We start from the raw sequence: 23,531 nt of genomic DNA, 5'->3' as shown, positions 1-23,531 counted from the left end.
GATCGTCACCGTTCCAGAGACCGGGCCGCGTAGGCCCTGACGTCGGCGTCCGAGTCGTTCGTGGCCGTGGCGAGGGCCGCATGTGCCTCCTGCGTGGCCCGGTGCCGGGTCAGGGCCAGCACCGCCGCCTTGCGCACGTCGGCGTTCGGGTCGGCCAGTGCCTTGCCCAAGGCGGGGACGGCGGTCTCGGCCGCCGCGGCCGAAAGCGCGGTGGCGGCCCCGGAGCGGACCTGCCAGGCCGGATCGGACAGCGCGGCCACGGCGCGGGTGGCGAGCGGCGCCGGGCAGCCGGTGTCGGCGAGCGCGGCGAGCGCGGCGCCGCGCACCAGCGGATCGGTGTCCTCGGTGAGCCGGTCCAGGGCCGCGGTGAGCAGCTCGCGATCGGCTTCGGTCAGGGACGCCGAGCCGACGGCGGCCAGCGCCTTGGCCACGGTGACCCGGACCTCCCGGGAGGGATCGTCCGCGGCACCCACCAGTGGCCGGACCGCATCGACGGAGACGAGCGCCCGTACGGCCTCGGTGCGGACGGTGATGTCGGGGTCGTCCAGCGCCCCCGCGAACACCCCCGCCCCCCCGAGCCGCAGCACGCGCAGCACATCGAGGACGGCGGCACGGACCACGGGATCGGCGGTGGCCAGGGCGTCGGTGAGGGCGCTGCCGAGGGCGGGTTCGGGTGGCAGGGTCTCGACCAGTTCACGCAGAGAGGCCGCGGCCGTCGCACGGACCTCGGCGTCGGTGTCGGACAGGGCACCGGCCAGGGCCTGCCCGGTGCCGCGCGGCACCGTCTCGGTGAGCACCGAGACGGCCGTACGGCGCACGGCGGGGTCCGGGTCGGTCAAGTAGGGCGCGAGCAGGTTGAGTTCGGGCTCCGCCTCGGCGAGCCGCAGCAGTTCCAGCAGCCGGGGTGAGGCGGTGCCCGGCACACCGGCCCGGTCGGCGGAGGCCGCGGCACGCGCGGACGTCGGCCCGGCGGCCACCGGCGCCACCTCACGCGGCCCGGCCGTCGCCACATGCTCGGGAAGGACCTCGCCCAACCGGCGGGAGGAACCGCCGGCCGGTGCGAACTCCTCGACCGGAACCAGATAAGGAGCCACGGGACGGGCCGTGAACTCCATCGCACCAGAGGGGGACTTGTGCAGATCGAGGTGGTGGAACCAGGAGACGTCGTCGCGGCCGGGGTGGTCGAGACGGTCGTGGTAGAGACCCCAGCGGGACTCGGTGCGGGCGAGAGAGGCGCGGGCGGCCATCTCGGCGCAGTCCCGGATGAAGGTGACCTCGGCGCACCGCATCAGCTCGTGCGGGGTGCGGGCGCCCATGGCGGCGATGTCGGCGTGCATCCGCTCGAAGGCCTCCAGGGCGAGGGAGAGCCGCGCGCCGGACTTCGGCGGTGCCACGTAGTCGTTCACGAATCGGCGCAGTTTGTACTCGACCTGGGGCTGCGGCGGGCCGTCCGGGTTGCGCAGCGGACGGTAGATCAGCTCGTGCGCCTCGCGCACCTGGTCGGCCGGCAACTTTCCTGCGTAGGCCGTGTACTGGGCGGCGTCCGCGCCCGCGAGGTCGCCGAAGACGAAGGCGCCGATCATGTAGTTGTGCGGGACACAGGCGAGGTCCCCGGCGGCGTACAGCCGCGGAACGGTCGTACGCGCGTGGTCGTCGACGCGGACGCCGGAGGCGGAGTGCCCGCCGCACAGGCCGATCTCGGAGATGTGCATCTCGACGTCATGGGTGCGGTAGTCGTGTCCGCGCCCGGCGTGGAAGGTGCCACGCGTGGGCCGCTCGGTGGAGTGCAGGATCGACTCGAGGGCGGAGACCGACTCCTCGGGGAGATGGCTGAGCTTGAGGTAGACCGGGCCGCGGTCGCTGGCGACCTCGGTGGCGAACTCGGCCATCATCTGCCCCGACCAGTAGTCGGAGTCGACGAAGCGCTCGCCGTGCCGGTTGACCTGGTAGCCGCCGAAGGGGTTGGCGACGTAGGCGCAGGCCGGGCCGTTGTAGTCCTTGATCAGCGGGTTGATCTGGAAGCACTCGATACCGGTCAGCTCGGCGCCCGCATGGTAGGCCATGGCGTACCCGTCGCCGGCGTTCGTGGGGTTCTCGTAGGTGCCGTAGAGGTAACCGGAGGCGGGAAGGCCGAGCCGGCCGCAGGCGCCGGTGGCGAGGACGACCGCGCCCGCGCGGACGGTGACGAAGGCGCCGGTGCGGGTGTGGAAACCGGCGGCGCCCACGGCCCGCCCCTCCGCGGTGAGCACCCGCACCGGCATCACCCGGTTCTCGATCCGGATCCGCTCCCGCATCTCGCGCCGCCGCAACTGGCGGTAGAGGACCTTTTTGACGTCCTTTCCCTCTGGCATCGGCAGTACGTACGAGCCGGAGCGATGGACCTGGCGCACCGCGTACTCACCGTGCTCGTCCTTCTCGAACTTGACCCCGTACGACTCCAGCCGCTGGACCATCTCGAAACCGCGGATCGCGGTCTGGCGGACGGTGGACTGGTCGACGATGCCGTCGTTGGCGCGGGTGATCTCGGCGACGTAGTCGTCGGGCTCGGCGCGACCAGGGATGACCGCGTTGTTGACGCCGTCCATGCCCATGGCGAGCGCGCCGGAGTGGCGGACGTGGGCCTTCTCCAGCAACAGCACGTTCGCGCCGCGCTCGGCGGCCGTCAGGGCGGCCATGGTGCCGGCGGTGCCACCGCCGATGACGAGGACGTCACAGGTCAGCTCCTCGGCGTCGGTGACGGCGGGGATCTCCGGGGAAGTGGACGCAGGGGTGGTCACAGGGGTGCCTTTCAGGAGCCGAGCGAGGCGAGGATGTCGCGGCGCAGGGCCACGCGGGCCGGATCGCCGACGGCCCCGCGGTCACGGGGCCCGGGCACGTCTCGTACCGAGGCCACCCGACCGGAGCCGAGCAGGGCCACACGGTCGCCGAGGAAGAGGGCCTCGTCCACGTCGTGCGTGACGAAGACGACGGTCGCGCCCGTGCCGCGCAGCACCTCCACGAGCAGGTCCTGCATGCCCGAGCGGGTCTGGGCGTCGAGGGCGCCGAAGGGCTCGTCCATGAGGACGGCGCGCGGGCTGTCGGCCAGTGCACGGGCCAACTGGGCCCGCTGGCGCTGCCCGCCGGACACCCGGTGCGGCAACTGCCCCGCCTGCGCGCTGAGTCCGACGCGGGAGAGCCAGGACTCGGCCCGGGAACGGCGTACGGAGCGCGGTACGCCGCTGATGGCGAGCGGCAGTTCGACGTTCCCGCGCAAAGTGCGCCAGGGCAGCAGGGCGTCCTCCTGGAAGACCAGCGCACGGTCGGCCGACGGCCCCGTCAGCGGGATGCCGTCCGCCTCGGCCACGCCGTCCAGCGGAGGCAGCAGTCCGGCGAGCGTCCGCAGCAGCGTGGTCTTGCCGCAGCCGGAAGGGCCGACGACGGTGAGGATCTCACCCGGGGAGACATCCACGTCCACGTCGTACAGCACCGGTGCGTCCGGACGGCCGAGCGTGGCGGCACGGAAGGCGAGCCGGGTGCCGCGTACGGCCTCGGACGCAGGCGCGACGGGAGCGGTGACGGTCTCAGACGAGGTGCTCATCACGGGCCTCCTCGGTGTGCTCATGGCCTTGCTGCTCGGGCTGGGCCTGCTGCTCGGAATCGCCGCCGGTATGAACGGAGGCGGCGGCAGGCCGAGGCACGCGGGTGCGGCCAACGGGTACGTACGAGGTGCGGGGCAGCCAGTGGGTCAGACGTCGGCCGATGAGTTCCACGGCCGTGGAGGTGACCCAGCCGAGGACGCCGATCGTGACCATGCCGACGAAGACACCCGGGTAGTTCACCACCGTGTAGTCCTGCCAGGTGCGGTATCCGACCCCGTATTGGCCGGAGATCATCTCGGCCGAGATGACACAGATCCACGACACTCCGATGCCGACCGACAGCCCGCCGAAGATGCCCGGCAGCGCGCCCGGCAGCACCACAGAGCCGAGGATCCGCAACCTGCCGCCGCCCATGGTGCGTACGGCCTCTTCCCAGACGGGCGTCAGCGCGCGGACCGAGTGCCGGGTGGAGACGAGCACGGGGAAGAAGGCGGCGGTGCAGGTGATGAACACGATGCCCTGCTCGTTGGACGGGAAGAGGAGGATCGCGACCGGGACGAGGGCGATCGCCGGGATGGGGCGGATGACCTCCAGGACAGGGCCCAGCAGATCCTCGGCCAGACGCGACCGGGCCACGAGCACGCCCGTCGCCACACCCAGCACGGCGGCCAGGGCGAAGCCGGTGAGGATCCGAGTGAGGCTGTCGGTGAGGTCCGTCCAGTAGTCGCTGCCGGAGAGCCGGCCGGCGAAGGCACGGGCCACATCGGTGACCGTCGGGAACTGCGAGAAGCGCAGCCACAGGTCCACGTTCAAGCTGGTCAGCAACTGCCACAGGCCGAGGAAGGCGGCCAGGGAAGCCGTGCGCAGCGCATACCGGGCGAGGGGCTGGCGGGTCATGAGGCCCGCTCCAGAGCCTCGCGGTACGACACCGTACGGGCGCCGCAGTGGGCGGTGACATAGGCCTGCGCGGTCGCCAAGGTGACGAAGGGCAGTACCCGGTCGCCGTCGGTCACCCACACCGCCTTGTCGGCGAACCACAGGGTGCCGGTGACGGCATCGGGCACGTAGGCGGCGCGGATGCCGGCTCGGTGTCCGGCCACGTAGGCCAGCAGCTCCTTCGCGGACTTGAAGGAGACGGTCTTCTCGGTGCCCTTGGGCCACACCTCGCTCGCGGCGGGCGCAGGCCCGGCGGTGAGCCGCTGGGTGTACGAGGTGCCGAGGGCCTTCTTCACGTACTGGTCGTCCACGAAGGAGTCCACGTCGATGTCGCCGGTCAGCTTGGCGGCCTTCAGCACGGACACGTCCTGCTTCAGCGCGGACACGAGCGGGGGCTTGACGGCCGGGTCGAAGGTCGCGATGCCGTGGGCGCCGTTGTAGAGGTAGACGACCTCGGCGGGCAGGCCAGTGGCCGTCGCGACCTTCTCGGCGGCGGCGACCGGGTGGGCGTTGAGGTAGTCCGTCGCCTCGGCTTGGGCCTTGAGGAAGGCTTCCAGGGCTGCCGGGTGCTGCTTGGTGAAGTCCTCGCGGGCGGTGACGCCGTGGAAGGTGGGCAGGTTCAGCTGGGCGCCGTCGTACAGGGCCTTCGCCTTGCCCTGGTAGGCGAGCAGACCCGGCCATGCCACGAACTGTGACAGGGCGTCCACGCTGCCCGAAGTGAGGGCCGAGGCGCCCACGGCGGGTTGCTGGTTGAGTTTGGAGATGCCCTTGTCCGGGTCGATGCCGGCGCGTTGCAGGGCCCGTACGAGGGTGCCGTCCGCGGCGGAACCGATGCTCGTGGAGACCTTCTTGCCCTTCAGGTCCTGCAAGGAGGCGATCTTCGAGCCGGGAGCGGTGACCACGGTGTTGAGGCCACCGCGCAGGTTGTAGCCGGTCACCGAGACCAGGTGGGTGGGGCGGCCGAGCTGCTTGCCGCGTGCCGCGTTGAGCAGCAGCGGGAAGTCGCCCATCGAGCCGATGTCGATCTTGCCGGCTGTCATCTGGGCGGTGATCGGGGCGCCGGTGGCGTAGTCCTGCCAGTCGACCTTGTAAGTGTGCCCGTCGTGCAGGGCGTTGAGCTGTTTCTCGAAGTAGCCGAGGGAGCGCAGCAGCGTGCCCGCGGTGACGGTGTTGATGGTCTTGGACTGGTAGCCGACGGTCACGGTGATCGTGGAGCCGCTGCCCGCTTCGGCGCTGCCGCCGCACGCGGTCAGGGGAAGGAGCAGCGTGACGGCGGATACGGCAACTGCCGTTCGTTTCATGGTGGTTGCGCCTTTCACCGGAGCAGGTAGGGCATGTTGACCGTGACGGCCCCGGTGGGGCAGCGCGCTGCGCACGGGCCGCAGTACCAGCACTCGTCCACGTGCATGTACGCCTTGCCGTTGGTCTCGTCGATGGCGAGGGAGTCCAGCGGGCACATGTCCACGCACAGGGTGCAGCCGTCGATGCACTTCGACTCGTCGATGGTCACGGGCACGTCGGCCCGCTGGGGCGCCAAGGGCATGGCTGTCTCCAGGAAACGTGCAGGCAGGGATGTGTGTCGGCGGGGCGGCTACGACCGGTGGAGCAGGCCGCTCATGGTGATCCGGTCGCCGCGGAAGCGGATGAATTCCAGGTCGACGGGGCGGCCGTCGGCCAGGTGGGTGAGGCGTTCCAGCATGAGTACGGCCGCGCCGCGCGGGGCCTGGAGCACGGCGGCGGAGTGGGCGTCCGCGGTCACCGCCTCCAGGGTGATCTCGGCGTGGCCGAGGCGCCGGCCGGTGATGCCTTCCAGGAGGCGGAAGACGTCGGTGTTCTCCAGGTCGGCACCGAGCAGGGCGGTGCCGATGTCGAGCGGGATGTAGGTGAGGTCGAGGGAGAGGGGGAGGCCGTTGAGGCGGCGCAGGCGCTCGATGTAGAGCACGTCGGCGCCGGCGGGGACACGGAGGCGGTCGGCCACCGGGGCGGGTGCGGGAGCGGGGCCCATGGTGCGGACCTCGTTGGTGACGCGGCCGTGTTCGCGGAGGGTTTCCGCGAGGCCCATCAGGCGGTCGAGCCCGTGCGGGTACTTCCGGGCGACGACGACGGTGCCGACGCCGGGCAGCCGTTCCACCAGACCCTCGGCCCGGAGGAGCTCCAGCGCCTGGCGGACGGCGTTGCGGGAGGCGCGGTAGTCGGTGGCGAGGGTCGACTCGTGGGGGAGGGAGCCGCTGTGGAAGGCGCCGGTGAGGATCTGGCGGCGCAGCAGATCGGCGAGTTGCCGGGCCTGGTCCGCACGCAGCCGTCGACGCGTGCGGTGGGCGGCGACGGTGGTCGCGGCGCCCTGACCGGCGTGGTCTCGGGGGCGGTCGGTGGCTGGCATGGCTGGAACCATACCGATGCGGTAGGGAAAGCGGTGTTGCTGCAGTGTTGCGCCAGGTGATGGGGCGTTCGATACGTCGCTGAGCTGCGGGTTTCCGTTCTGGGCGGGAAGATCTGCCACCCGGTGGGGCGGTCAGGACAGTGCCGTGAGTCCCGGGGCGAACGTGATCAGCAGCGGGAGCAGCGGCACCAGGGCGGCCACGGTCGTCGTCAGGGCCCGGTGCCGGCGCAGCAGCCGTGGCGGCGGTTCCAGCAGCCGGTCCACGCGTTCGCCGAGGAGGCGCTTGCTGGAGGCGCAGGACAGGACGCCCCGGTGCTGGTTCAGCTCGATCAGGGCGAGGGCCGTGGTGAGGTGCCCGCAGCGCCGGGACGCCGTGTCGTCGGCGGCCAGCTCGACCAGGCGGTGCGTCTGGTCGCAGAAGTGCGCGAACAGCGGCACGCGCGGGAAGCCCGTGGCAAGCGCCGTCGACAGGTGGAGCAGCCAGTCGTGGTGGGCACGCGCGTGACCGCGTTCGTGGGTGAGGACGGCGTCCAGCTGGTGGTCGGTGAGCCGGTGCAGCGCGCCGGTGGTGACGACCAGCTGCGGCGGGTGTCCCGGCATCCACCAGGCGTCGGGGTACTCGTCCTCCAGCACGAGCATCGGGCCGCGCGCCGCCGGCAGCCCGGCGGGCAGGTCGGGGGCGCGCTCCCGCAACTGGGCGCGGGCCTGGCCGCGGCTGCGGCGGGCCTCGACGAGTTCCCGGCCCAGCATCGCCGAGGTCCACGCGGCCCCGCACGCCAGCAGCACGGTGAGGGTGGCGGCCCAGGCGGGCGTGGAGGAGAGGTCGTAGGCGGCGGTGACGGAGGGCGGTGCGGGGGCGAACACGCGCTCGCGGACGGTGTGGAAGACGGCCGCCGTGCCCAGGATCAGTGCCGCCAGGCAGCACAGCAGCACGGTGGCGACCAGGCACTGCCACACCCACAGCGCGACCACAGGCTCCCGCTCGGGCCAGGAGGCACGGGTCAGCGCGCGCGGCGCCGGCAGGGCGGCCGTCAGGGCGACGACGCTCAGCAGGAGCAGGCAGACGGTCATGCCGGGGCTCCGGTTCCTGGTCGGAGAGTTGTGCGGGTGTCGGGTGGCGCGGGTCTCGGGTGGTGCGGGGCGATGCGCCCAGGGGCGCGCCGCGTGGTGCGGTCCCCGCCCAGTATGACGGTGACGGGCGGCGAGAGGCAGGTCTCGACGGTGATCCGTCCCGTGGTTGCGGCCACTGCGGTCCTTGACGTCCGTCATGCCCGGCCTCCAGGAGCGGAGCGTCGCGTCTCCCGGTCCCGGAACACGTGCAGTACCGCCTCCCGCACACCGCCCCTCCGGAGCCCAGGGCGCCTGCCCGGTCACGAAGCCCCTGGTGCCGTCGGCGAGTTCTGCGGGCGCGCCGGGGCAGATGCCAGCCGGATGCGGGGGCCCGGGCGGTGGCGGAGCACCCGTGTTCCGTGTCGCGCCCGAACCGGATCAGGACGCCGGTTCCAGTGCGCGGTAGGCGCGGGCCGAGGTGCCCTCGTGCTCACCGCTTCCACCAAGCGGTGAGCACGAGACGGCTCACCCCGCCACGACCCGTCCGCCGACCTCGCCCAGTCCGACGCGGGTTCCGTCCGGGCCGGGCGCCCAGGCCGACAGGGTCACGACGTCCCCGTCCTCCAGGAAGGTCCGCTTGCCGTCGGGGAGTTCGAGGGGGTCGCGGCCGTTCCAGGTCAGCTCCAGCAGAGAGCCGCGCTGACGCTCCTCGGGGCCGCTGACCGTGCCCGAGCCGTACAGGTCGCCGGTGCGCAGCGAGGCGCCGTTCACCGTCATGTGGGCGAGTTGCTGGGCCGCGGTCCAGTACATGGTCGAAAAGGGCGGCTCGGAGACCACGTGGCCGTTGATCGCGACGGAGATGCGCAGGTCGTAGCCGCCGGGCTCGACGCCGGGCGCCGAGTCGTCCAGATAGGGCAGCAGGGGGTGCGTGCGCTGCGGAGGCGCCACGCGCGCGTGCTCCAGCGCGTCGAGCGGGGTGATCCACGCCGATACCGAGGTCGCGAAGGACTTGCCGAGGAACGGGCCGAGGGGGACGTACTCCCAGGCCTGGATGTCCCGCGCGGACCAGTCGTTCAGCAGGCACAGCCCGAAGACGTGGTCGCGGAAGCCGGTCAGCGGGACCGGGCTGCCCAGCGCGGACGGCGTGCCCACGACGAAGCCGACCTCGGCCTCGATGTCCAGCCGGATCGACGGGCCGAAGACGGGCGCCGGGTCGGCGGGAGCCTTGCGCTGCCCGGACGGCCGTACGACGTCCGTGCCGGAGACGACCACCGTGCCGGAGCGGCCGTGGTAACCGATCGGCAGGTGCTTCCAGTTGGGGGTGAGGGAGTCCGCGGCGTCCGGGCGGAAGATGTGGCCGACGTTGCGGGCGTGGTTCTCCGAGGCGTAGAAGTCCACGTAGTCCGCCACCTCGAAGGGCAGGTGCAGCGTCACCTCGGACAGGTGGTGGAACAGGGGCTCCAGCGTCTCCCGGTGCCCAGGGTCCGTGACCCAGGCCGTGACGGCGCGCCGTACCTCCGACCAGGCCGGGCGGCCGGCGGCCAGCAGCGTGTTGAGGGTGGACCGCGCGAGCAGCGAGTGGTGCGGCGAGCCCAGGGCGGCCGCCGCGGCACCCGCGTCGAGGACGTGGTCCCCGAGCCGGACACCGACCCTCCGCTCCGTGCTGCCGGAGGGCGAGAACACGCCATAGGGAAGGTTGTGCGGTCCGAAGGGGTCGCCCTCGGGGACGTCGAAGGGGGGCATGGGGTGCTGCCTCACTCTCATCCGGGCCATGCATGGCGATCGTTCCATGTGGTCGGGCCACACGTTACGGCGGTGACGCGGCTCTTGGGCAGAGCCCCATGCGGCACCTGGAGGGGTGTCCGAAACGTGCGCGTCGAAGAACCTTCGAAAGGTTGCTCGCACCCTGCCTAAAGAGTTCGCAATGTCCGAATAGGCCTTGTCGGAGGCGGCAATTCCGGCTTAGCGTCCTTTGGGGACACGGACGGGGTGGGTCCGTTCCATTGGGGGGACACGTGGGGGGACCCGTGGCCGGAGACACCGTCGGTGTGCCGTTCGAGGCGGACCGGGACGTACCAGGGCTGATCGTCAAGTTCGGCGATTATCCGCTGCACCACGGCGGAGTCGGCGCGATCCGCAGCCTGGGGCGGCTCGGCGTGCCCATGTACGCCATCACCGAGGACGCGTACACGCCCGCGGCCTCGTCGCGCTATCTGAAGAAGGCCTTCGTGTGGCCGACGACCGGCGCGGAGGACCCCGGCCACCTGGTCGGGGGACTGCTGCGGATCGGCCGCCGGATCGGCCGCCCCACCGTCCTCGTCCCGACGGACGAGGAGGCCGCCGTACTGATCGCCGAGCACCAGGACGAGCTGGCCGGGTCCTTCCTCTTTCCGCGCGTCGATCCCGCGCTGCCGCGCCGCCTCGCCAGCAAGCAGGGTCTGTACGAACTGTGCGTGGAGCACGGCATCGCGGCTCCCGCGTCGGCGTTCCCGGAGTCGTACGAGGACATCGTCGCCTTCGCCGACACGGCCCGCTTCCCGGTGGTGGCCAAGAACCGCGAGGCATTCGTCCGGCGCGAACGGCCCGCCGTCAACGGCACCACGAGGATCGCCACCCGCGAGGGTCTGCTCACCCTCGCCCGCGACTGGGGCGCGCGGCCGGGCGTGATCCTCCAGGAGTACCTGCCGCGCGAACAGGCCGAGGACTGGATCGTGCACGCCTGCTTCGACCAGGACGCGAGCCCGCTCGCGCTGTTCACCGGCGTCAAGGTCCGCTCGTGGCCGCCGCACGCCGGCATGACGGCTAACGCGTACGTCGTCGACAACCCGGAACTCGCCGACCTCGCCGCACGTTTCATCAAACAGATCGGCTACAGCGGCATCATCGACCTGGACCTGCGCTTCGACCGGCGCGACGGACAGTACAAGCTCCTCGACTTCAACCCCCGCATGGGCGCCCAGTTCCGGCTCTTCGAGAACGAGTCGGGCGTGGACGTCGTGCGCGCCATGCACCTGAGCCTGACCGGCCGTCCCGTTCCGGAGGGGGAACAGCGCGCCGGCCACCGCTACGTCGTGGAGAACATCGACCTCCCCGCCCTCCTCGCCTACCGCCGCAGCGGCTATACGACGCCGCACGCGCCGGCCAGGGCGAGCGGGACGGAGCTGGCCTGGCTCGCGGGTGACGACCCGCTGCCGTTCCTCACGATGCTCGCCCGCTTCGTGCGCCCGGGCGCGAAGCACCTCTATCAGCTGTGGCGGACCAACCGCCGCGGCAGTGGCACCTCCACGAAGTAGGCAAGGCCACCAGCGAGTGGCGCACCATGTCCTGGGGAGGGACTTCGTGACTCGACCGGTTGTAGTCATCGGGGCCGGGCCGTTCGGCCTGTCCACCGCCGCCCATCTGCGGGCGCGCGGCATCCCCGTCCGCGTCTTCGGCGACCCCATGGTCAGCTGGCGTGACCACATGCCCGAGGGCATGCTCCTGAAGTCGACGCCCGTCGCCTCGAACTTCGACTGCCCGCAGCCCGGCCACACCCTCGCCGACTACTGCGACGCGGCCGGGACCCGCCGCCTGGTGACCGACGAGGACATCATCCCGGTGGAGACGTTCATCGCCTACGGCGAGTGGTTCCAGCAGAAGCTGGTGCCCGGCCTGGAGCAGGTGCGGGTCGTCTCCGTCGACCGCGACAAGAGCGGCGGCTTCGAACTGAAGCTGGACTCCGGGGAGCTGTTCACCGCGTGTGCCGTCGTCGTCGCCACCGGGCTGTCCGGCCTGGCGCACCTGCCGGCGGAGCTCGCGGGGGCCGCGGCCGACGGACCGGCGCCCACGGGCCCCCTCTCGCACAGCTCCCAGCACCACGACCTGGGGCGGTTCGCCGGCAAGGAGCTGATCGTGATCGGCGCGGGCCAGTCCGCGCTGGAGACGGCGGCGCTCGCCGCCGAGGCGGGGGCACGCGTGCGTGTGGTCGCGCGCGGCCGCGGGCGCGTCGCCTTCGGCGCCCCGCCCTGGAACCAGCCGAAGCTGCGTCCCGAGTCCCCCTTCGGCAACGCCTGGTCGCTGTGGGCGCTCAGCTACTACCCGCACCCCTACCGCTATCTGCCCGAGGCCACCCGCCACTACCTGGTCCGCCGGGTCCTCGGACCGCTCGGCGCCTGGTGGCTGCGCGAGCGCTTCGAGAGCGCCGTGCAGGTGCAGGACGTCGACCGGGTCATGGCCGCCGAGGCGCCCGACGGCAGCCCCGTCCTCACCGTACGGACCCACGGCGGGCACACCGAGCGGCTCACCGCCGACCACGTCATCGCCGCCACCGGCTACCGCGTCGACATCGCGGCGATGGACTTCCTCGGCCACGAACTGCGCACCCGGCTCGCGGTGAGCCGCGGCGCGCCGAAGCTCGGCCCCGGTTATGTCTCGTCCGTCCCCGGCCTGTACTTCACCGGACTGCCGGCGGCGTCGTCGTACGGCCCGGTGATGCGCTTCGTCTGCGGTACGGAGTTCGCCTCGCCGCGACTGGCGAAACACCTGGCGGCGGCGCACGGCTGAGCGGGGCCCGTCGGCGTCCGGCGCATCCCGGCAGCGACCGGTCCGCCGACCGCTACCGGGAGCCGGCGCCGGACCCACCGCCTCACCGCCGGCATCGCCATCAGCGGCTCGACGAGGGGCACTTGGGGGCGATCAGTACGTAAGTGCGCAGGGCGACAAGGTGAGTCGGCGCGGCGTGGGATCCGTATTCTCTGATCATGGCAGCCTCCCCCGCGTACGCACTGATCGCCACCGACTTGGACGGAACGCTGCTGCGCGGCGACGACACCGTCTCCGACCGGTCGCTCGCCGCGCTCGGGCGGGTGGCGCGGGCCGGTGTCCGGCATCTGGTCGTGACGGGCCGCCCGGCCCCGCGGGTACGGCCCCTCCTGGAGCTCCTGGGCTGCACGGGGCTCGCGGTGTGCGGGCAGGGCGCACAGGTCTACGACGCCGCGGCCGGCCGGCTGCTGTGGTCGGTCCGGCTGGACCGGGAGCTGGCCGAGACCGCGCTCGGCAAGATCGAGGCGGAGGTGGGGCAGGTCTATGCCGCCGTCGACCAGGACGGTGTCGACGGGCTCACGCTCATCGAGCCCGGCTATCTGATGCCGCACCCGACCCTGCCCGCGGTCCGGGTCGGCCGGCGCGACGACCTGTGGTGCGCGCCGATCAGCAAGGTGCTGTTGCGGCACGCCACCCTGTCCGACGACGAGTTGGCGGCCGTGGCGCGCTCGGTGGTGGGCTCGCTGGCGACGGTCACCATGTCGGGGCCGGGGACCGTGGAGCTCCAGCCGTCCGGGGTGACCAAGGCGGCCGGTCTCGCGCTGGCCGCCGAGCGGCTCGGGATCACCGCGGCGCGGGCCCTGGCGTTCGGCGACATGCCCAACGACATCCCGATGTTCGAGTGGGCCGGGTACGGGGTCGCCATGGCCAACGCGCACCCTGAACTGAAGGCGGTGGCCGATGAGATCACCTTGTCGAACGAGGACGACGGCATCGCCGTCGTCCTCGAAAGACTGTTCCCGACCGACTGACCGGCACATCAGTAGGCGCCCGGGGCCCGGGCCCCGCCGTGCGGGGCCCGGTGGATGCGCGGCGGCCGTCCGGCACGCCCCCGTCCGTCAGGTGTGGGTGCGTGCGGGACGGCCGGTGTCGTGCCGGTCCGCGGGAGCGGGACGATCAGTACGCGCTGAAGACGTTGTCGATCGAGCCGTACCGCGCGGCGGCGTAGTTGCAGGCCGCGGTGATGTTGGCGACCGGGTCGTAAGGGTCGAAGGCGGTGCCGGCCACGTGGTACGTGTTGAAGGTCGGGTCGATCACCTGGAGCAGGCCCTTGGACGGGATGCCCTTGGCGGCGTTGGAGTCCCAGAGGTTGATGGCGTTCGGGTTGCCGGAGGACTCCCGGATGATGTTGCGGTAGATGCCGTTGTAGGTGCCCGGGATGCCCTTCTGGGCCATGATCGCGAGCGACTCGCGGATCCAGCCGTCGAGGTTGTTCGGGTACCCGGCGGGAGTGGTGGAGGCCTTCGCGGTGGCCGTGGTGGTGGCCGCCGTGGCGCTGGTGGCGCTGATGAGCGGCAGGGCGAGGACGGCGGCACCGGTGCCGGCGACGGCGAGGGTGCGGACGAGGCGGTTCATCCGGGTGGGGCGGGGCTGAGCGGCAGCAGGCATGGGGAAGTCCTCTCCGTCGCCTGCGAGGTGAGCTGTCGGGTTCGGGCGGGGAGGTGCCCGGCCGTGCCCTGGATGGGCTCGGCTTCACCCCTAGCCGTTCCGGTGCGACGTGTGCCGTCCGGTCCGGCGACTTACCTGGGTCCCCCGCTCCTGCCGTACGAATGAGTTCGTCGATGGGTCACGCGGGCGGCGGCAGGATTCGGCGTCCGCCCGGTTGGCCCGGAACGTATGCGAGAGCACATGTCGGGAACAAGTGCCGGATCCACACATCGCACCATTTGACCTTGGTCTGTGCCGTATGGGGTGCTTGATCCTTTGCGGTTGCCAACCCTCAACTCGCCGACGGGGCGCGGCGGGAGCGGCGGACCGGGGGTTCAGGGTGCCGGCCGGTGACCGTGACCCAACTCACGAAATAGCAAAGCAGTTCAAATCGGACATGGGGGATTTGGGTGGATCGGACGGGCGGTGGAACCTGTGACGCGGTGCCGGTCGTTGTCGTATTGGCTGCGACGGCCGTGGGTGTCGGCACGTGGTGCATGATCGTCGCGGCGCGAAGGCGAGGTGCGGGCGTTACTCCGCTCGCTCCTCGGTTCGCGACAAAGTGTGTGGGGTCCTGTTAAGTCGATAAATGTGCGTTATTACCACTTGATCAAAAACATACCGGTCATGATCCGATACCGCCCGGGCTGGACCGGTGGGCGCTATCGGTGATCGAACAGGGACCGGATACGCTGACTTGAGTGATGGCAGCGACCTATCGACAAACCGTGTAATCGCCAGCAGACACCAGCAGACAGGAGACCCCTCGTGACCGTCGTCGGGCCGTTCGGGCTGAGCGTGCGGGACCAGGCTCTGGAAGCCGATGTCCAGGCCGGATTGGCGGCTGTCGAGGAAGGCTTGCTCGAGGCCACCAAGAGCGAGGTCCCGTTCATCACGGAGGCCGCGCAGCACCTCGTACGGGCCGGCGGGAAGCGGTTCCGGCCGCTGCTCGTGATGCTCGCGGCCCAGTTCGGCGACCCCTACGCGCCGGGCATCGTGCCCTCGGCCGTCGTCGTGGAACTGACCCACCTGGCCACGCTGTACCACGACGACGTCATGGACGAGGCGGCCGTGCGGCGCGGTGTGGACAGCGCCAACACCCGCTGGGGCAACTCCGTCGCGGTCCTCACCGGCGATTTCCTCTTCGCCCGCGCTTCCCAGATCCTCGCCGACCTCGGCCCCGAGGCGGTACGGGTGCAGGCCCTCGCGTTCGAGCGGCTGGTCACGGGCCAGATCCTGGAGACCGCCGGCCCCTCGGACGGCCGCGACCCGGTCGAGCACTACCTCGACGTGCTCGGCGGCAAGACGGGCTCGCTGGTGGCCGTGTCCTGCCGGTTCGGCGCGATGATGTCCGGCGCCGACGAAACGGTCGTCGACGTCCTCACCCAGTACGGCGAGCGGCTCGGGGTCGCCTTCCAGCTCGCCGACGACGTCCTGGACATCGCTTCCGACTCCCACGAGTCCGGCAAGACCCCGGGCACCGACCTGCGCGAGGGCATCCCGACGCTCCCGGTGCTCCGGCTGCGCGAGCGGGCGGCCCGGCTCGGCCTCCCCGAGGACCGCGCGCTGTGCGAGCTGCTCGACTCCGACCTCAGCGACGACGGCCGGCACGCCGAGGCGCTGTCCGCGCTGCGCGCCCACCCCGCGCTGGAGCAGGCCCGCCGGGACACCGTCCGGTACGCGGAGGAGGCCCGGTCCGCGCTGGCGCCGCTGCGGGAGTGCGACGCCAAGGCGGCGCTGCTGGAACTGTGCGACGCGGTGGTGCACCGCGCCGGCTGACGCCGCACCGGCTGCACCGGCCGCTCCCCGGCCGGCCCGAGTCGGCTGACGCCCGGCCGGACCGAGTCGGCCGGCGGACGGTCGGGTGCCCGCGGGCCGTACCCGCCCGGACCAAGTCGACCGGGCGTCTGGGCGGAGCGGGTCTGCCGGCGGACGGTCGGTGCCCGCGGACCGTACCCACCCGGCCGGTGCCGGCGGCCGTACGGCCCTGCGCGTCCCCTTCCGGTCACGTCCGTTCCGGTGAGACCCTTACGGGTCGGGGGAGCCGCGGCCCCTACGTGTCATACCGCAGGCGTACACGGAGTTGGCTCCGAGGTCTGACGCTTCCTCATGGACGATTTGGTGAGATGGACACCACGGAAATCACCACTCCTCACCGATTCGGGTGAGAATGGCGGCTCTGGTGGACCAGCGTGAGGACAGCCGCCGCCGACGACGGAGGTAAGGCACACATGGCACCGTACGAATCCGACGACGCAGTGGACGCCGCGCGGGACGAGGACCCGCGTGGCGGACGCCGCAAGGCCGCCCGCTACGCGGTGCCGGTCGCGGTGGTGGGGGTGGCCGCGGCCACGATCGGTCTGGTCCCGGCGCTCGCCGCCTCCGGCGACCCCGACCTGCCGAGGATCACCGCACAGCAGCTCATCGACAAGATCGCCAAGTCGGATGTGCAGCAGCTGTCCGGCACCGTCCGCACCAGCACCGACCTCGGCCTGCCCAACCTCGGCGGCCTGGAGAACAGCCTGGCCTCCGGCGCCGCCAAGGGCTCCGGCGACGGCTCTTCCGCCGACCCGCAGTCCAAGCTCACCTCGCTGGTCTCCGGCACGCACACGCTGCGCGTCGCCGCCAGCGGCCCCGACAAGCAGAAGCTGTCGCTGCTGGAGAGCGGTTCCGAGTACAGCCTCATCCACAACGGCAAGGACGTGTGGGGCTACGACAGCAAGAGCAACGAGGTGTCCCACGGCATCTCTGCCGACTCCGGCAAGGACCGCAGGGCCGAGCCCCCGGCCACCCCGAAGGACTTCGCCGACCAGGCCCTGAAGTCGGTGGACGACACCACGTCCGTCACTGTCGACGGCACCGAGCGGGTCGCCGGCCGCGACGCCTACAAGCTGCTGATCAAGCCCCGGCAGTCCGGCACCACGGTCGGCGCGATCAGCATCGCCGTGGACGCGAAGACGGGTATGCCGCTGAAGTTCACGCTGACGCCGAAGAGCGGCGGCGCCGCCGTCCTCGACGCGGGCTTCACCCAGGTCTCCTTCGCCCGGCCGGCCGCCTCCACCTTCGACTTCACCCCGCCCAAGGGCGCGAAGGTGACGGAGCAGGAGAAGGGCGCCACGGCACGTCCGGAGCGGACCCCCGGCATGGGCTTCGCCGAGGGCCACGACAAGGGCACCGTCCTCGGCAAGGGCTGGACGTCCATCGCCACCTTCGACACCGGGGCCAAGGGCGGCCTGCCGACCGGCTCCCGGGGCGGTGACCTCGGCGGCTTCCTCGGCTCGCTCGGGGACACGGTCACCGGCAAGTTCGGCAAGGGCACGGTCTTCTCCACCCGCCTGGTCAACGCCCTGATCACCGACGACGGCAAGGTCTACGCCGGCGCGGTGACCAAGGACGCCCTGGTGAAGGCGGCGAACACGGGAAAGTGACCCCTTCCGGGCACTACGGACCGTGACCGTGCGTTGACCCTTCAGCAAGCGCGGATCGAAGGGGCGAGGGGGAGCCGATGGACGAACCGTCCGCGAGGGAGCGGGAGGCGGAGGACGGGGAGCGGCATGCCCGGGTGGGCGCCGCGGAGGCGAGTGTCATCGTCACCCGCGGCCTCACCAAGCGCTATCGCGGCGGAGAACTCGCCGTGGACGGTCTCGACCTGACCGTCCCGGCGGGCAGCGTCTTCGGCTTCCTCGGCCCGAACGGCTCGGGCAAGACCACCACCATCCGCATGCTGATGGGCCTGATCGAACCGACGGAGGGCACGGCCCGCGTGCTGGGCCGCCCGATGCCACGGGCGGCCCGCGCCGTCCTCCCGCAGGTCGGAGCACTCATCGAGGGCCCGGCCCTCTACGGCTTCCTCTCCGGCCGGGACAACCTGCTGCGCTACGACGCCGCCGACCCGACCGCCGACCCGCGCACCCGGCACGTCCGCGTCGCCACCGCACTGGACCGGGTGGGCCTCGCGGCGGCGGCGGGCAAGAAGGCGAAGGCGTACTCGCTCGGCATGAAGCAGCGGCTGGGCCTGGCCGCCGCGCTGCTCCAGCCGCGCCGGCTGCTCGTCCTGGACGAGCCGACCAACGGCCTCGACCCGCAGGGCATGCGCGAGATCCGCACCCTGATCCGGGAGCTGGCCGCCGACGGCACGACCGTCTTCCTCTCCTCCCACCTCCTGGACGAGATCGAACAGGTCTGCACCCATGCCGCGGTCATGGCGCGGGGCCGGCTGGTCACCCAGGGCGCGGTGGCCGACCTGGCCGCCGGCGCGCGGGGCCGGCTGGTGGTGACCACCCCGGATCCGGCCGAGGCGGCCCGGGTGCTGAAGGAACAGGGCGTCGGGGACGTCACGGCGGACGGCGACCGGGTCGCGGGTGAACCGCCCGCGCGGGACCTCGCCGAGGTGAACGCGGCCCTGGTCGCCGCCGGAGTCCGGGTCCGGGGGTTCACGGTCGAACGGGCCTCGCTGGAGGACGCGTTCGTGGCGCTGACGGGAGAGGGATTCGATGTCGCGGGCTGAGACGGTCCCCGGATCCGAGACGGTCCCCGTGACCGCCGTACGCCGGCCGAGCCCCTTGTGGACGTTCGGGCTGCTGCGCAGCGAGCTGGTCACGACCGTCCGCCGCTGGCGCACGCTCGCCCTGCTCGGCGTGCTGGCCGCGGTGCCGGTGCTGGTCGGGATCGCGGTGAAGATCCAGACGCGGGGCGGCGGGACGGCGGACCACAGCGGCCAGGGCCCGGCGTTCATCACGCAGATCACCAACAACGGCCTGTTCCTGGTGTTCACGGCGCTCGCCGCGACCCTGCCGTTCTTCCTGCCGATGGCCGTCGGAGTCGTCGCGGGCGACGCCATCGCGGGCGAGGCGGGCGCGGGCACCCTGCGCTATCTGCTGGTCGCACCGGCGGGCCGCACCCGGCTGCTGCTCACCAAGTACACGACGGTGATGGCGTTCTGCGTGCTGGCCACCCTGGTCGTGGCCGTCTCGGCGCTGATCGTCGGCGCGCTGCTCTTCCCGCTGGGGGACCTGACGACGATATCCGGCACCCGGATCAGTTTCACCGAGGGCCTCGGCCGGGCCCTGCTGATAGCCGTGGTGGTCGCCGCCTCACTGGTCGGCGTGGCGGCGCTCGGCCTGTTCGTGTCGACGCTCACGGCCAGCGGCATCGCGGCGATGGCGACCACCGTCGGCCTGCTCATCACCGTTCAGATCCTGGACCAGATACCCCAGTTGCACGCGCTGCAGCCGTACTTCTTCTCGCACTACTGGCTGTCCTTCGCCGACCTGATGCGCGACCCCGTCTACTGGGACGACCTGGTGAAGAACCTCGGCCTCCAGGCGCTGTACGCGGCCGTGTTCGGTTCGGCGGCCTGGGCGCGGTTCACGACGAAGGACATCACCGCGTAGGGCCTAGCCGGCAGCCGTCTCGTACGGGAAGCGCGCGAGGGGCGCGTCCTGCGCGAAGAAGGACTTCGCGCGCGTCAGCGCGTCGGTGTCCTTGAGGACGTCGCCGGGGGCGCTGCCGTTGCCGAGCAGCACCCCGCCGAAGTGCATCCCCATGTAGGCGGCCGAGTTGTTGAGGGTGCCGGCGTAGGGGTCGGCGACCGACGGCTCGTCGTGGGCGAGCGCGGCGATGCCCCAGAGCGTGCGGCCGGCCAGGGTCGCCCTGAAGTCGAGGCCCGGCGTGCGCAGCCAGCCCGACCAGTAGTCCAGGTAGCGCTTGGTGAGGCTGGACACCGAGTACCAGTACAGCGGCGAGGCGATCACGATGTCCGTGGCCGCCAGGGTGGCGTCCAGCAGCAGACCGGTGGCGCTGTCCGCAGGCGGCCGTACATGGTCGGTATCGTGCCGAAGGTCCGGGAAGTCGGGCAGCGGGTGCTCGGCCAGGCGGATCCAGCGCTGCTCGACGTCGCCGGGCAGCTGCTCGGCAGCCGCGCGGGCCAGCAGCTCGGTGTTGCCCTCGGCGCGGGCGCTGCCCAGGACGAAGAGGAAGCGGCGACTCATGGTTCCCCCAGGGGCGTGCTGTCGTATCACGAATAAAGGCGTCTGCATTTTATGCACACGCAAGCAATTCTGGCCAGGGTGCGGCTGGTGCGAGGCTGTGACGCTGCGGTGACGCGGAAGCCGAAGGGAAACGACACACTGGTTGGCAGGACGCGTACGACCGGATCGCGACGCCGGGGGAGTGAGGGAAAACCGATGTCTCGACTCAGCTTCGAGAAGAAGCGGGCGCAGCAGCCCGCGGCGCATCCGGCGGTGGTACCGGTCCGGGTGTTCGGCGCGGGAGGCGCGTCGGTGGGCGGGACGCAGGTGGTGGCGGCGCCGGGCGAGGAGATCCAGCAGACCGTGCTCAACCACCTCCAGCGCCTGGCCATCAGCCTCGGCGCCCCCATACGCGCCACGATCCACGACGACCGCGCGGGTTGCGTGGTTCCCCTGGAGGTCTCGGCGGACGGTTCGAGCCGGGTCACGGGGGAGCCGGTACGGGTGACTCCGCCGGAGACGTCGGCTGCGGCGGGCGCGGCGGGCGTGGGTTCGCCGGTGGGCGGGACCTCGCCGGAGGGCACGAGCGAGACGCCCTCGCCCAAGCGCGCCCCGGACCTGGCCCGCGCTGAGCAGCCTGCCCCCGTGCCGGCCGGGATGGTGCAGGCGCCGACGGGACAGTTCGGCCCCGCGCCCGTCATGTCCGTCAAGGAGGTGCCCGCGCCCGTCCTGTCGGTCAGGGAGACCCCCACGCCGGTGATGTCGGTCAAGGAGGTGCCCGCGCCCGACATGCCGGTCAAGAAGCTTCCCGCGTTCCTCGTGGACGTCTCGGAGCACGAGTCCGACCTCATGGCTTCCGCCCCGGCCGCCACCCCCACCCCGACCCCCGCCCGAGGCTTCGACGCCGTCGCCGAGGAGGTGCTCGGGGACGGGCCCGTGACCGAGACCGCGGAGGGGGCCGAGCTGCTCACCGAGCCGATGACGCGGATCAACGAGGCCGTGCGGGACGGCCGTATCGAGGCGGCGGCGGAGCTCGCCGACCGTACCGTCACCGAGGCGACCACCGTGCTGGGCCCCCGCCATGCCGAGGTCCTGCACCTGCGCGAACTGTCCGCCTACATCGCCTACTTGGCGGGCGACCCGGCCCGCGCCTTCGCGCTGTCCCTGGACCTGGCCCGGCTGCGCAGGCAGGCTCGGGACGCGGAGGCCGCCTACGGCAACGTGCGCAGCGCGGCGACCGCGTGGCGCGCGGTCCGCGATCCCGAGGAGGGCCTGCGGCTGGGCCGTGACCTGATCGAGCTGTGGACGGACCTCAGCACCGAGCCGGGTCCTGCCGCCGACGACCCGGCCCCGCTGGAGTCCGCCCGGGCCCGCATGACCCGTCTGGCCGACCGCGCGGCCCGCGCCGCACAGGCCTGACGGCCGTAACCGGAGACCGACGCCGTAGGGACCCGCCGCGGGGCGCAGCATCCGGCGGCTTCCGTGCACGCGGAGCTGCCCGCCAGCCGCGTCCCCAACCTCTCAGGGCAATACACCTAGTGCACGCAGAACTCGTTTAGTGCACGCAGAACTCGTTGCCCTCCGGGTCCGCCATCACCACCCACTCGCCCGAGGGTTCCTTCACCACGGTCAGGACCCGAGCGCCGAGCGCCTGAAGGCGTGCCACCTCGTCCGCGCGTCGGCCCTCGCCGGGGTGCAGGTCGAGGTGGAGCCGGTTCTTCACGGTCTTCGGCTCCGGTACGCGCTGGAAGAGCAGCCGCCGCCCCAGCCCGGTGCCGGTCTCGGCGTAGTACGGGTCGTCGGGGTGTCGCACGGCGACCAGGTCGCGGAAGGCGGCCCGACCGTGGTACTCGACCGTGGCCTCGCCGGGCAGTGCGCCGAGGGACAGCAGGCGTTCGATCAGGGCGCTGTTGTCCTCGGCCGTGTAGTGCAGCGCACCGGCCCAGAAGTCGGCCTGGGTGTGCGGGTCGGCCGCGTCGACGACGAGCTTCCAGTGCAGCGGGGCGGGCGTGGGAGCGGGTGTCCGGGTGGTCATGGTGACCACTTATAGCCTCGGGCACCGGTAGGACGGGCCGATTCCCCCGTCCCTCCTCGCGCCGCCGCCCTGCTGACACGACGTCATGCTGTCGCCCCGCGCCGCCACGCCCCGGCGCGGATGGCGCTCGCGGATCCGTCCGCCCGGGGATCACCGCGGTGCCCGCCGGCTACGGCCTCGCGGCCTCGGGCTCGGCCCCGGCTTCCGGGTCGGGCCCGGAGGGCGTGCTCTCCGTGCCGTGTACGGCCGTGCCGGTCGCCATGACCGTGCCGGTTGTCACGGTGGTGCCGGAGGTCGTCACGGTGGTGCCGGTAGTCACGGTGGTGCCGGTCGTCACGGTGGTGTCGGCCGCGCCGGTCTTCCGGGCGAGCGTACGGGCGGTCCGGCGCGCGGAGCGCAGCGCGTCGCCGGTGAGCAGCATCAGCGCCAGCCAGACCAGCACGAACCCGGCCCAGCGCTCGGGCGGCATGGCCTCGTGGAAGTAGAGGATGCCGAGGAGGAACTGGAAGACCGGCGCCAGGTACTGCAGCAGCCCGAGCGTGGACAGTGGCACGCGGATCGCCGCGGCGCCGAAGCAGACCAGCGGTACGGCGGTGACGAGACCGGTGGAGGCGAGCAGGGCCGCGTGCCCGGCGCCGTCGTTCACGAAGCTCGCCCGGCCGTGCGCGCCGAGCCACAGCAGATAGCCGAGCGCGGGCAGGAACTGGATCGCGGTCTCGGCGGCCAGCGACTCCAGACCGCCGAGGGCGACCTTCTTCTTGACCAGGCCGTAGGTGGCGAAGGAGAAGGCGAGGACGAGTGAGATCCACGGCGGGCGGCCGTAGCCGACGGTCAGGACGACGACGGCGGCGAGGCCGGTGGCGACCGCCGCCCACTGCACGGGCCGCAGCCGCTCCTTCAGCAGCAGCACGCCCATCGCGATGGTCACCAGCGGGTTGATGAAGTACCCGAGGGAGGCCTCGACCACATGGCCGGAGTTCACCGCCCAGATGTAGACGCCCCAGTTCACCGTGATGACGGCAGCGGCCACGGTGATCAGCCCGAGTCGGCGCGGCTGGCGCAGCAGCTGTCCCGCCCAGGCCCAGCGCCGTACGAAGAGCAGGGCGACGCCGACGACGAGCAGTGACCACACCATGCGGTGGGCGAGGATCTCCACCGCCCCGGCGGGCTTCAGCAGGGGCCAGAACAGGGGCACCAGGCCCCACATGCCATAGGCGGCGAAACCGTTCAGCAGGCCTATTCGATGCTCACCCTTGGACGTCCCGGCCACGGCCCCTCCTTCTCGCCTCACGCACGCGGGGACACGAAGGTAGCGCCGGGCACCCCCGCCTGTCATGTCCGTATCGCCATACGGT

At 72.0% G+C, this 23,531-nt stretch carries 20 protein-coding genes and 1 riboswitch; of the genes, 8 read left to right on the top strand and 12 right to left on the bottom strand.

Translation table 11 applies throughout. The annotated features are described in order from the left end of the window. Positions 1-5: 5 nt before the first annotated feature. From AB0D93_RS25895 to fahA, 8 genes are all read right to left on the bottom strand, one after another. Positions 6-2,777: a fumarate reductase/succinate dehydrogenase flavoprotein subunit gene (locus tag AB0D93_RS25895; RefSeq protein WP_362123531.1), complete on the bottom strand. Its 2,772-nt coding sequence runs from the start codon at positions 2,775-2,777 to the stop codon at positions 6-8. A gap of 11 nt (positions 2,778-2,788) precedes the next feature. Continuing rightward, the gene (locus AB0D93_RS25890) at positions 2,789-3,577 is read right to left on the bottom strand and encodes an ABC transporter ATP-binding protein (protein ID WP_362123528.1); all 789 of its coding nucleotides are present in this window, start codon (positions 3,575-3,577) and stop codon (positions 2,789-2,791) included. After that, complete coding sequence (locus AB0D93_RS25885; RefSeq protein ID WP_362123526.1) at positions 3,561-4,475, bottom strand: ABC transporter permease; 915 nt, start codon at positions 4,473-4,475, stop codon at positions 3,561-3,563. Before AB0D93_RS25885 ends, AB0D93_RS25890 begins: the two co-directional genes overlap by 17 nt. Next, a complete protein-coding gene (locus tag AB0D93_RS25880; RefSeq protein ID WP_362123523.1) occupies positions 4,472-5,815 on the bottom strand; it encodes an ABC transporter substrate-binding protein in 1,344 nt (447 codons plus the stop codon). The genes AB0D93_RS25885 and AB0D93_RS25880 overlap by 4 nt, the downstream gene beginning before the upstream one ends. Positions 5,816-5,829: 14 nt before the next feature. Next, complete coding sequence (locus tag AB0D93_RS25875; RefSeq protein WP_031166915.1) at positions 5,830-6,057, bottom strand: ferredoxin family protein; 228 nt, start codon at positions 6,055-6,057, stop codon at positions 5,830-5,832. Between the two features lie 48 nt (positions 6,058-6,105). After that, entirely contained in the window at positions 6,106-6,894 is a 789-nt protein-coding gene (locus AB0D93_RS25870) for a GntR family transcriptional regulator (RefSeq protein ID WP_362123519.1), read from the bottom strand. Positions 6,895-7,026: 132 nt separating this feature from the next. Further along, positions 7,027-7,965 carry a M56 family metallopeptidase gene (locus tag AB0D93_RS25865; RefSeq protein WP_362123516.1) on the bottom strand — a complete coding sequence of 313 codons (939 nt, stop codon included), beginning with the start codon at positions 7,963-7,965 and terminating at the stop codon, positions 7,027-7,029. A gap of 504 nt (positions 7,966-8,469) precedes the next feature. Further along, positions 8,470-9,687: a fumarylacetoacetase gene (gene fahA, locus AB0D93_RS25860; RefSeq protein ID WP_362123513.1), complete on the bottom strand. Its 1,218-nt coding sequence runs from the start codon at positions 9,685-9,687 to the stop codon at positions 8,470-8,472. Between the two features lie 305 nt (positions 9,688-9,992). Here fahA and AB0D93_RS25855 point away from each other — a divergent pair, with 305 nt between their 5' ends. The 3 genes from AB0D93_RS25855 (at position 9,993) to AB0D93_RS25845 (ending at position 13,496) form a co-directional block, all read left to right on the top strand. Further along, positions 9,993-11,237: an ATP-grasp domain-containing protein gene (locus tag AB0D93_RS25855; protein ID WP_362123917.1), complete on the top strand. Its 1,245-nt coding sequence runs from the start codon at positions 9,993-9,995 to the stop codon at positions 11,235-11,237. A 46-nt stretch (positions 11,238-11,283) separates the two neighbouring features. Beyond that, positions 11,284-12,486, top strand: a complete 1,203-nt coding sequence (locus tag AB0D93_RS25850) for an FAD-dependent oxidoreductase (RefSeq protein WP_362123510.1) — start codon at positions 11,284-11,286, stop codon at positions 12,484-12,486. Positions 12,487-12,683: 197 nt separating this feature from the next. After that, entirely contained in the window at positions 12,684-13,496 is an 813-nt protein-coding gene (locus tag AB0D93_RS25845) for an HAD family hydrolase (protein WP_362123507.1), read from the top strand. Between the two features lie 145 nt (positions 13,497-13,641). Here AB0D93_RS25845 and AB0D93_RS25840 read toward each other — a convergent pair whose 3' ends face one another. Continuing rightward, a complete protein-coding gene (locus tag AB0D93_RS25840) occupies positions 13,642-14,133 on the bottom strand; it encodes a transglycosylase SLT domain-containing protein (RefSeq protein WP_362123503.1) in 492 nt (163 codons plus the stop codon). Positions 14,134-14,137: 4 nt separating this feature from the next. Continuing rightward, positions 14,138-14,316: riboswitch (cyclic di-AMP (ydaO/yuaA leader) on the bottom strand. 624 nt (positions 14,317-14,940) lie between these two features. On the opposite strand from AB0D93_RS25840, the gene AB0D93_RS25835 reads away from it, so the two are divergent. From AB0D93_RS25835 to AB0D93_RS25820, 4 genes are all read left to right on the top strand, one after another. Then, on the top strand, positions 14,941-15,951 hold the full coding sequence (locus AB0D93_RS25835) for a polyprenyl synthetase family protein (RefSeq protein WP_362123500.1): 1,011 nt from the start codon (positions 14,941-14,943) through the stop codon (positions 15,949-15,951). Between the two features lie 452 nt (positions 15,952-16,403). After that, the gene (locus tag AB0D93_RS25830; protein ID WP_362123497.1) at positions 16,404-17,600 is read left to right on the top strand and encodes a sigma-E factor regulatory protein RseB domain-containing protein; all 1,197 of its coding nucleotides are present in this window, start codon (positions 16,404-16,406) and stop codon (positions 17,598-17,600) included. A gap of 77 nt (positions 17,601-17,677) precedes the next feature. Then, positions 17,678-18,679: an ABC transporter ATP-binding protein gene (locus AB0D93_RS25825; protein WP_362123494.1), complete on the top strand. Its 1,002-nt coding sequence runs from the start codon at positions 17,678-17,680 to the stop codon at positions 18,677-18,679. Beyond that, positions 18,666-19,565, top strand: a complete 900-nt coding sequence (locus tag AB0D93_RS25820) for an ABC transporter permease (protein WP_362123491.1) — start codon at positions 18,666-18,668, stop codon at positions 19,563-19,565. Before AB0D93_RS25825 ends, AB0D93_RS25820 begins: the two co-directional genes overlap by 14 nt. 3 nt (positions 19,566-19,568) lie before the next feature. Here AB0D93_RS25820 and AB0D93_RS25815 read toward each other — a convergent pair whose 3' ends face one another. After that, positions 19,569-20,162 (bottom strand): NAD(P)H-dependent oxidoreductase, encoded by a 594-nt coding sequence (locus AB0D93_RS25815; RefSeq protein ID WP_362123488.1) that lies wholly within the window; start codon positions 20,160-20,162, stop codon positions 19,569-19,571. Positions 20,163-20,357: 195 nt separating this feature from the next. Here AB0D93_RS25815 and AB0D93_RS25810 point away from each other — a divergent pair, with 195 nt between their 5' ends. Beyond that, positions 20,358-21,560, top strand: coding sequence for a hypothetical protein (locus AB0D93_RS25810; protein ID WP_362123485.1), 1,203 nt, complete (start codon positions 20,358-20,360; stop codon positions 21,558-21,560). 136 nt (positions 21,561-21,696) lie between these two features. Here the strand turns inward: AB0D93_RS25810 and AB0D93_RS25805 are convergent, their stop codons facing one another. Next, entirely contained in the window at positions 21,697-22,176 is a 480-nt protein-coding gene (locus AB0D93_RS25805) for a VOC family protein (RefSeq protein WP_362123482.1), read from the bottom strand. A gap of 169 nt (positions 22,177-22,345) precedes the next feature. After that, positions 22,346-23,446 carry an EamA family transporter RarD gene (gene rarD, locus AB0D93_RS25800; protein ID WP_362123479.1) on the bottom strand — a complete coding sequence of 367 codons (1,101 nt, stop codon included), beginning with the start codon at positions 23,444-23,446 and terminating at the stop codon, positions 22,346-22,348. Between the last annotated feature and the right edge of the window lie 85 nt (positions 23,447-23,531).

The organism is Streptomyces sp. NPDC048191, from assembly GCF_040652655.1.
GTDB lineage: Bacteria > Actinomycetota > Actinomycetes > Streptomycetales > Streptomycetaceae > Streptomyces.
This window is presented reverse-complemented; position numbering and strand designations above follow the sequence as displayed.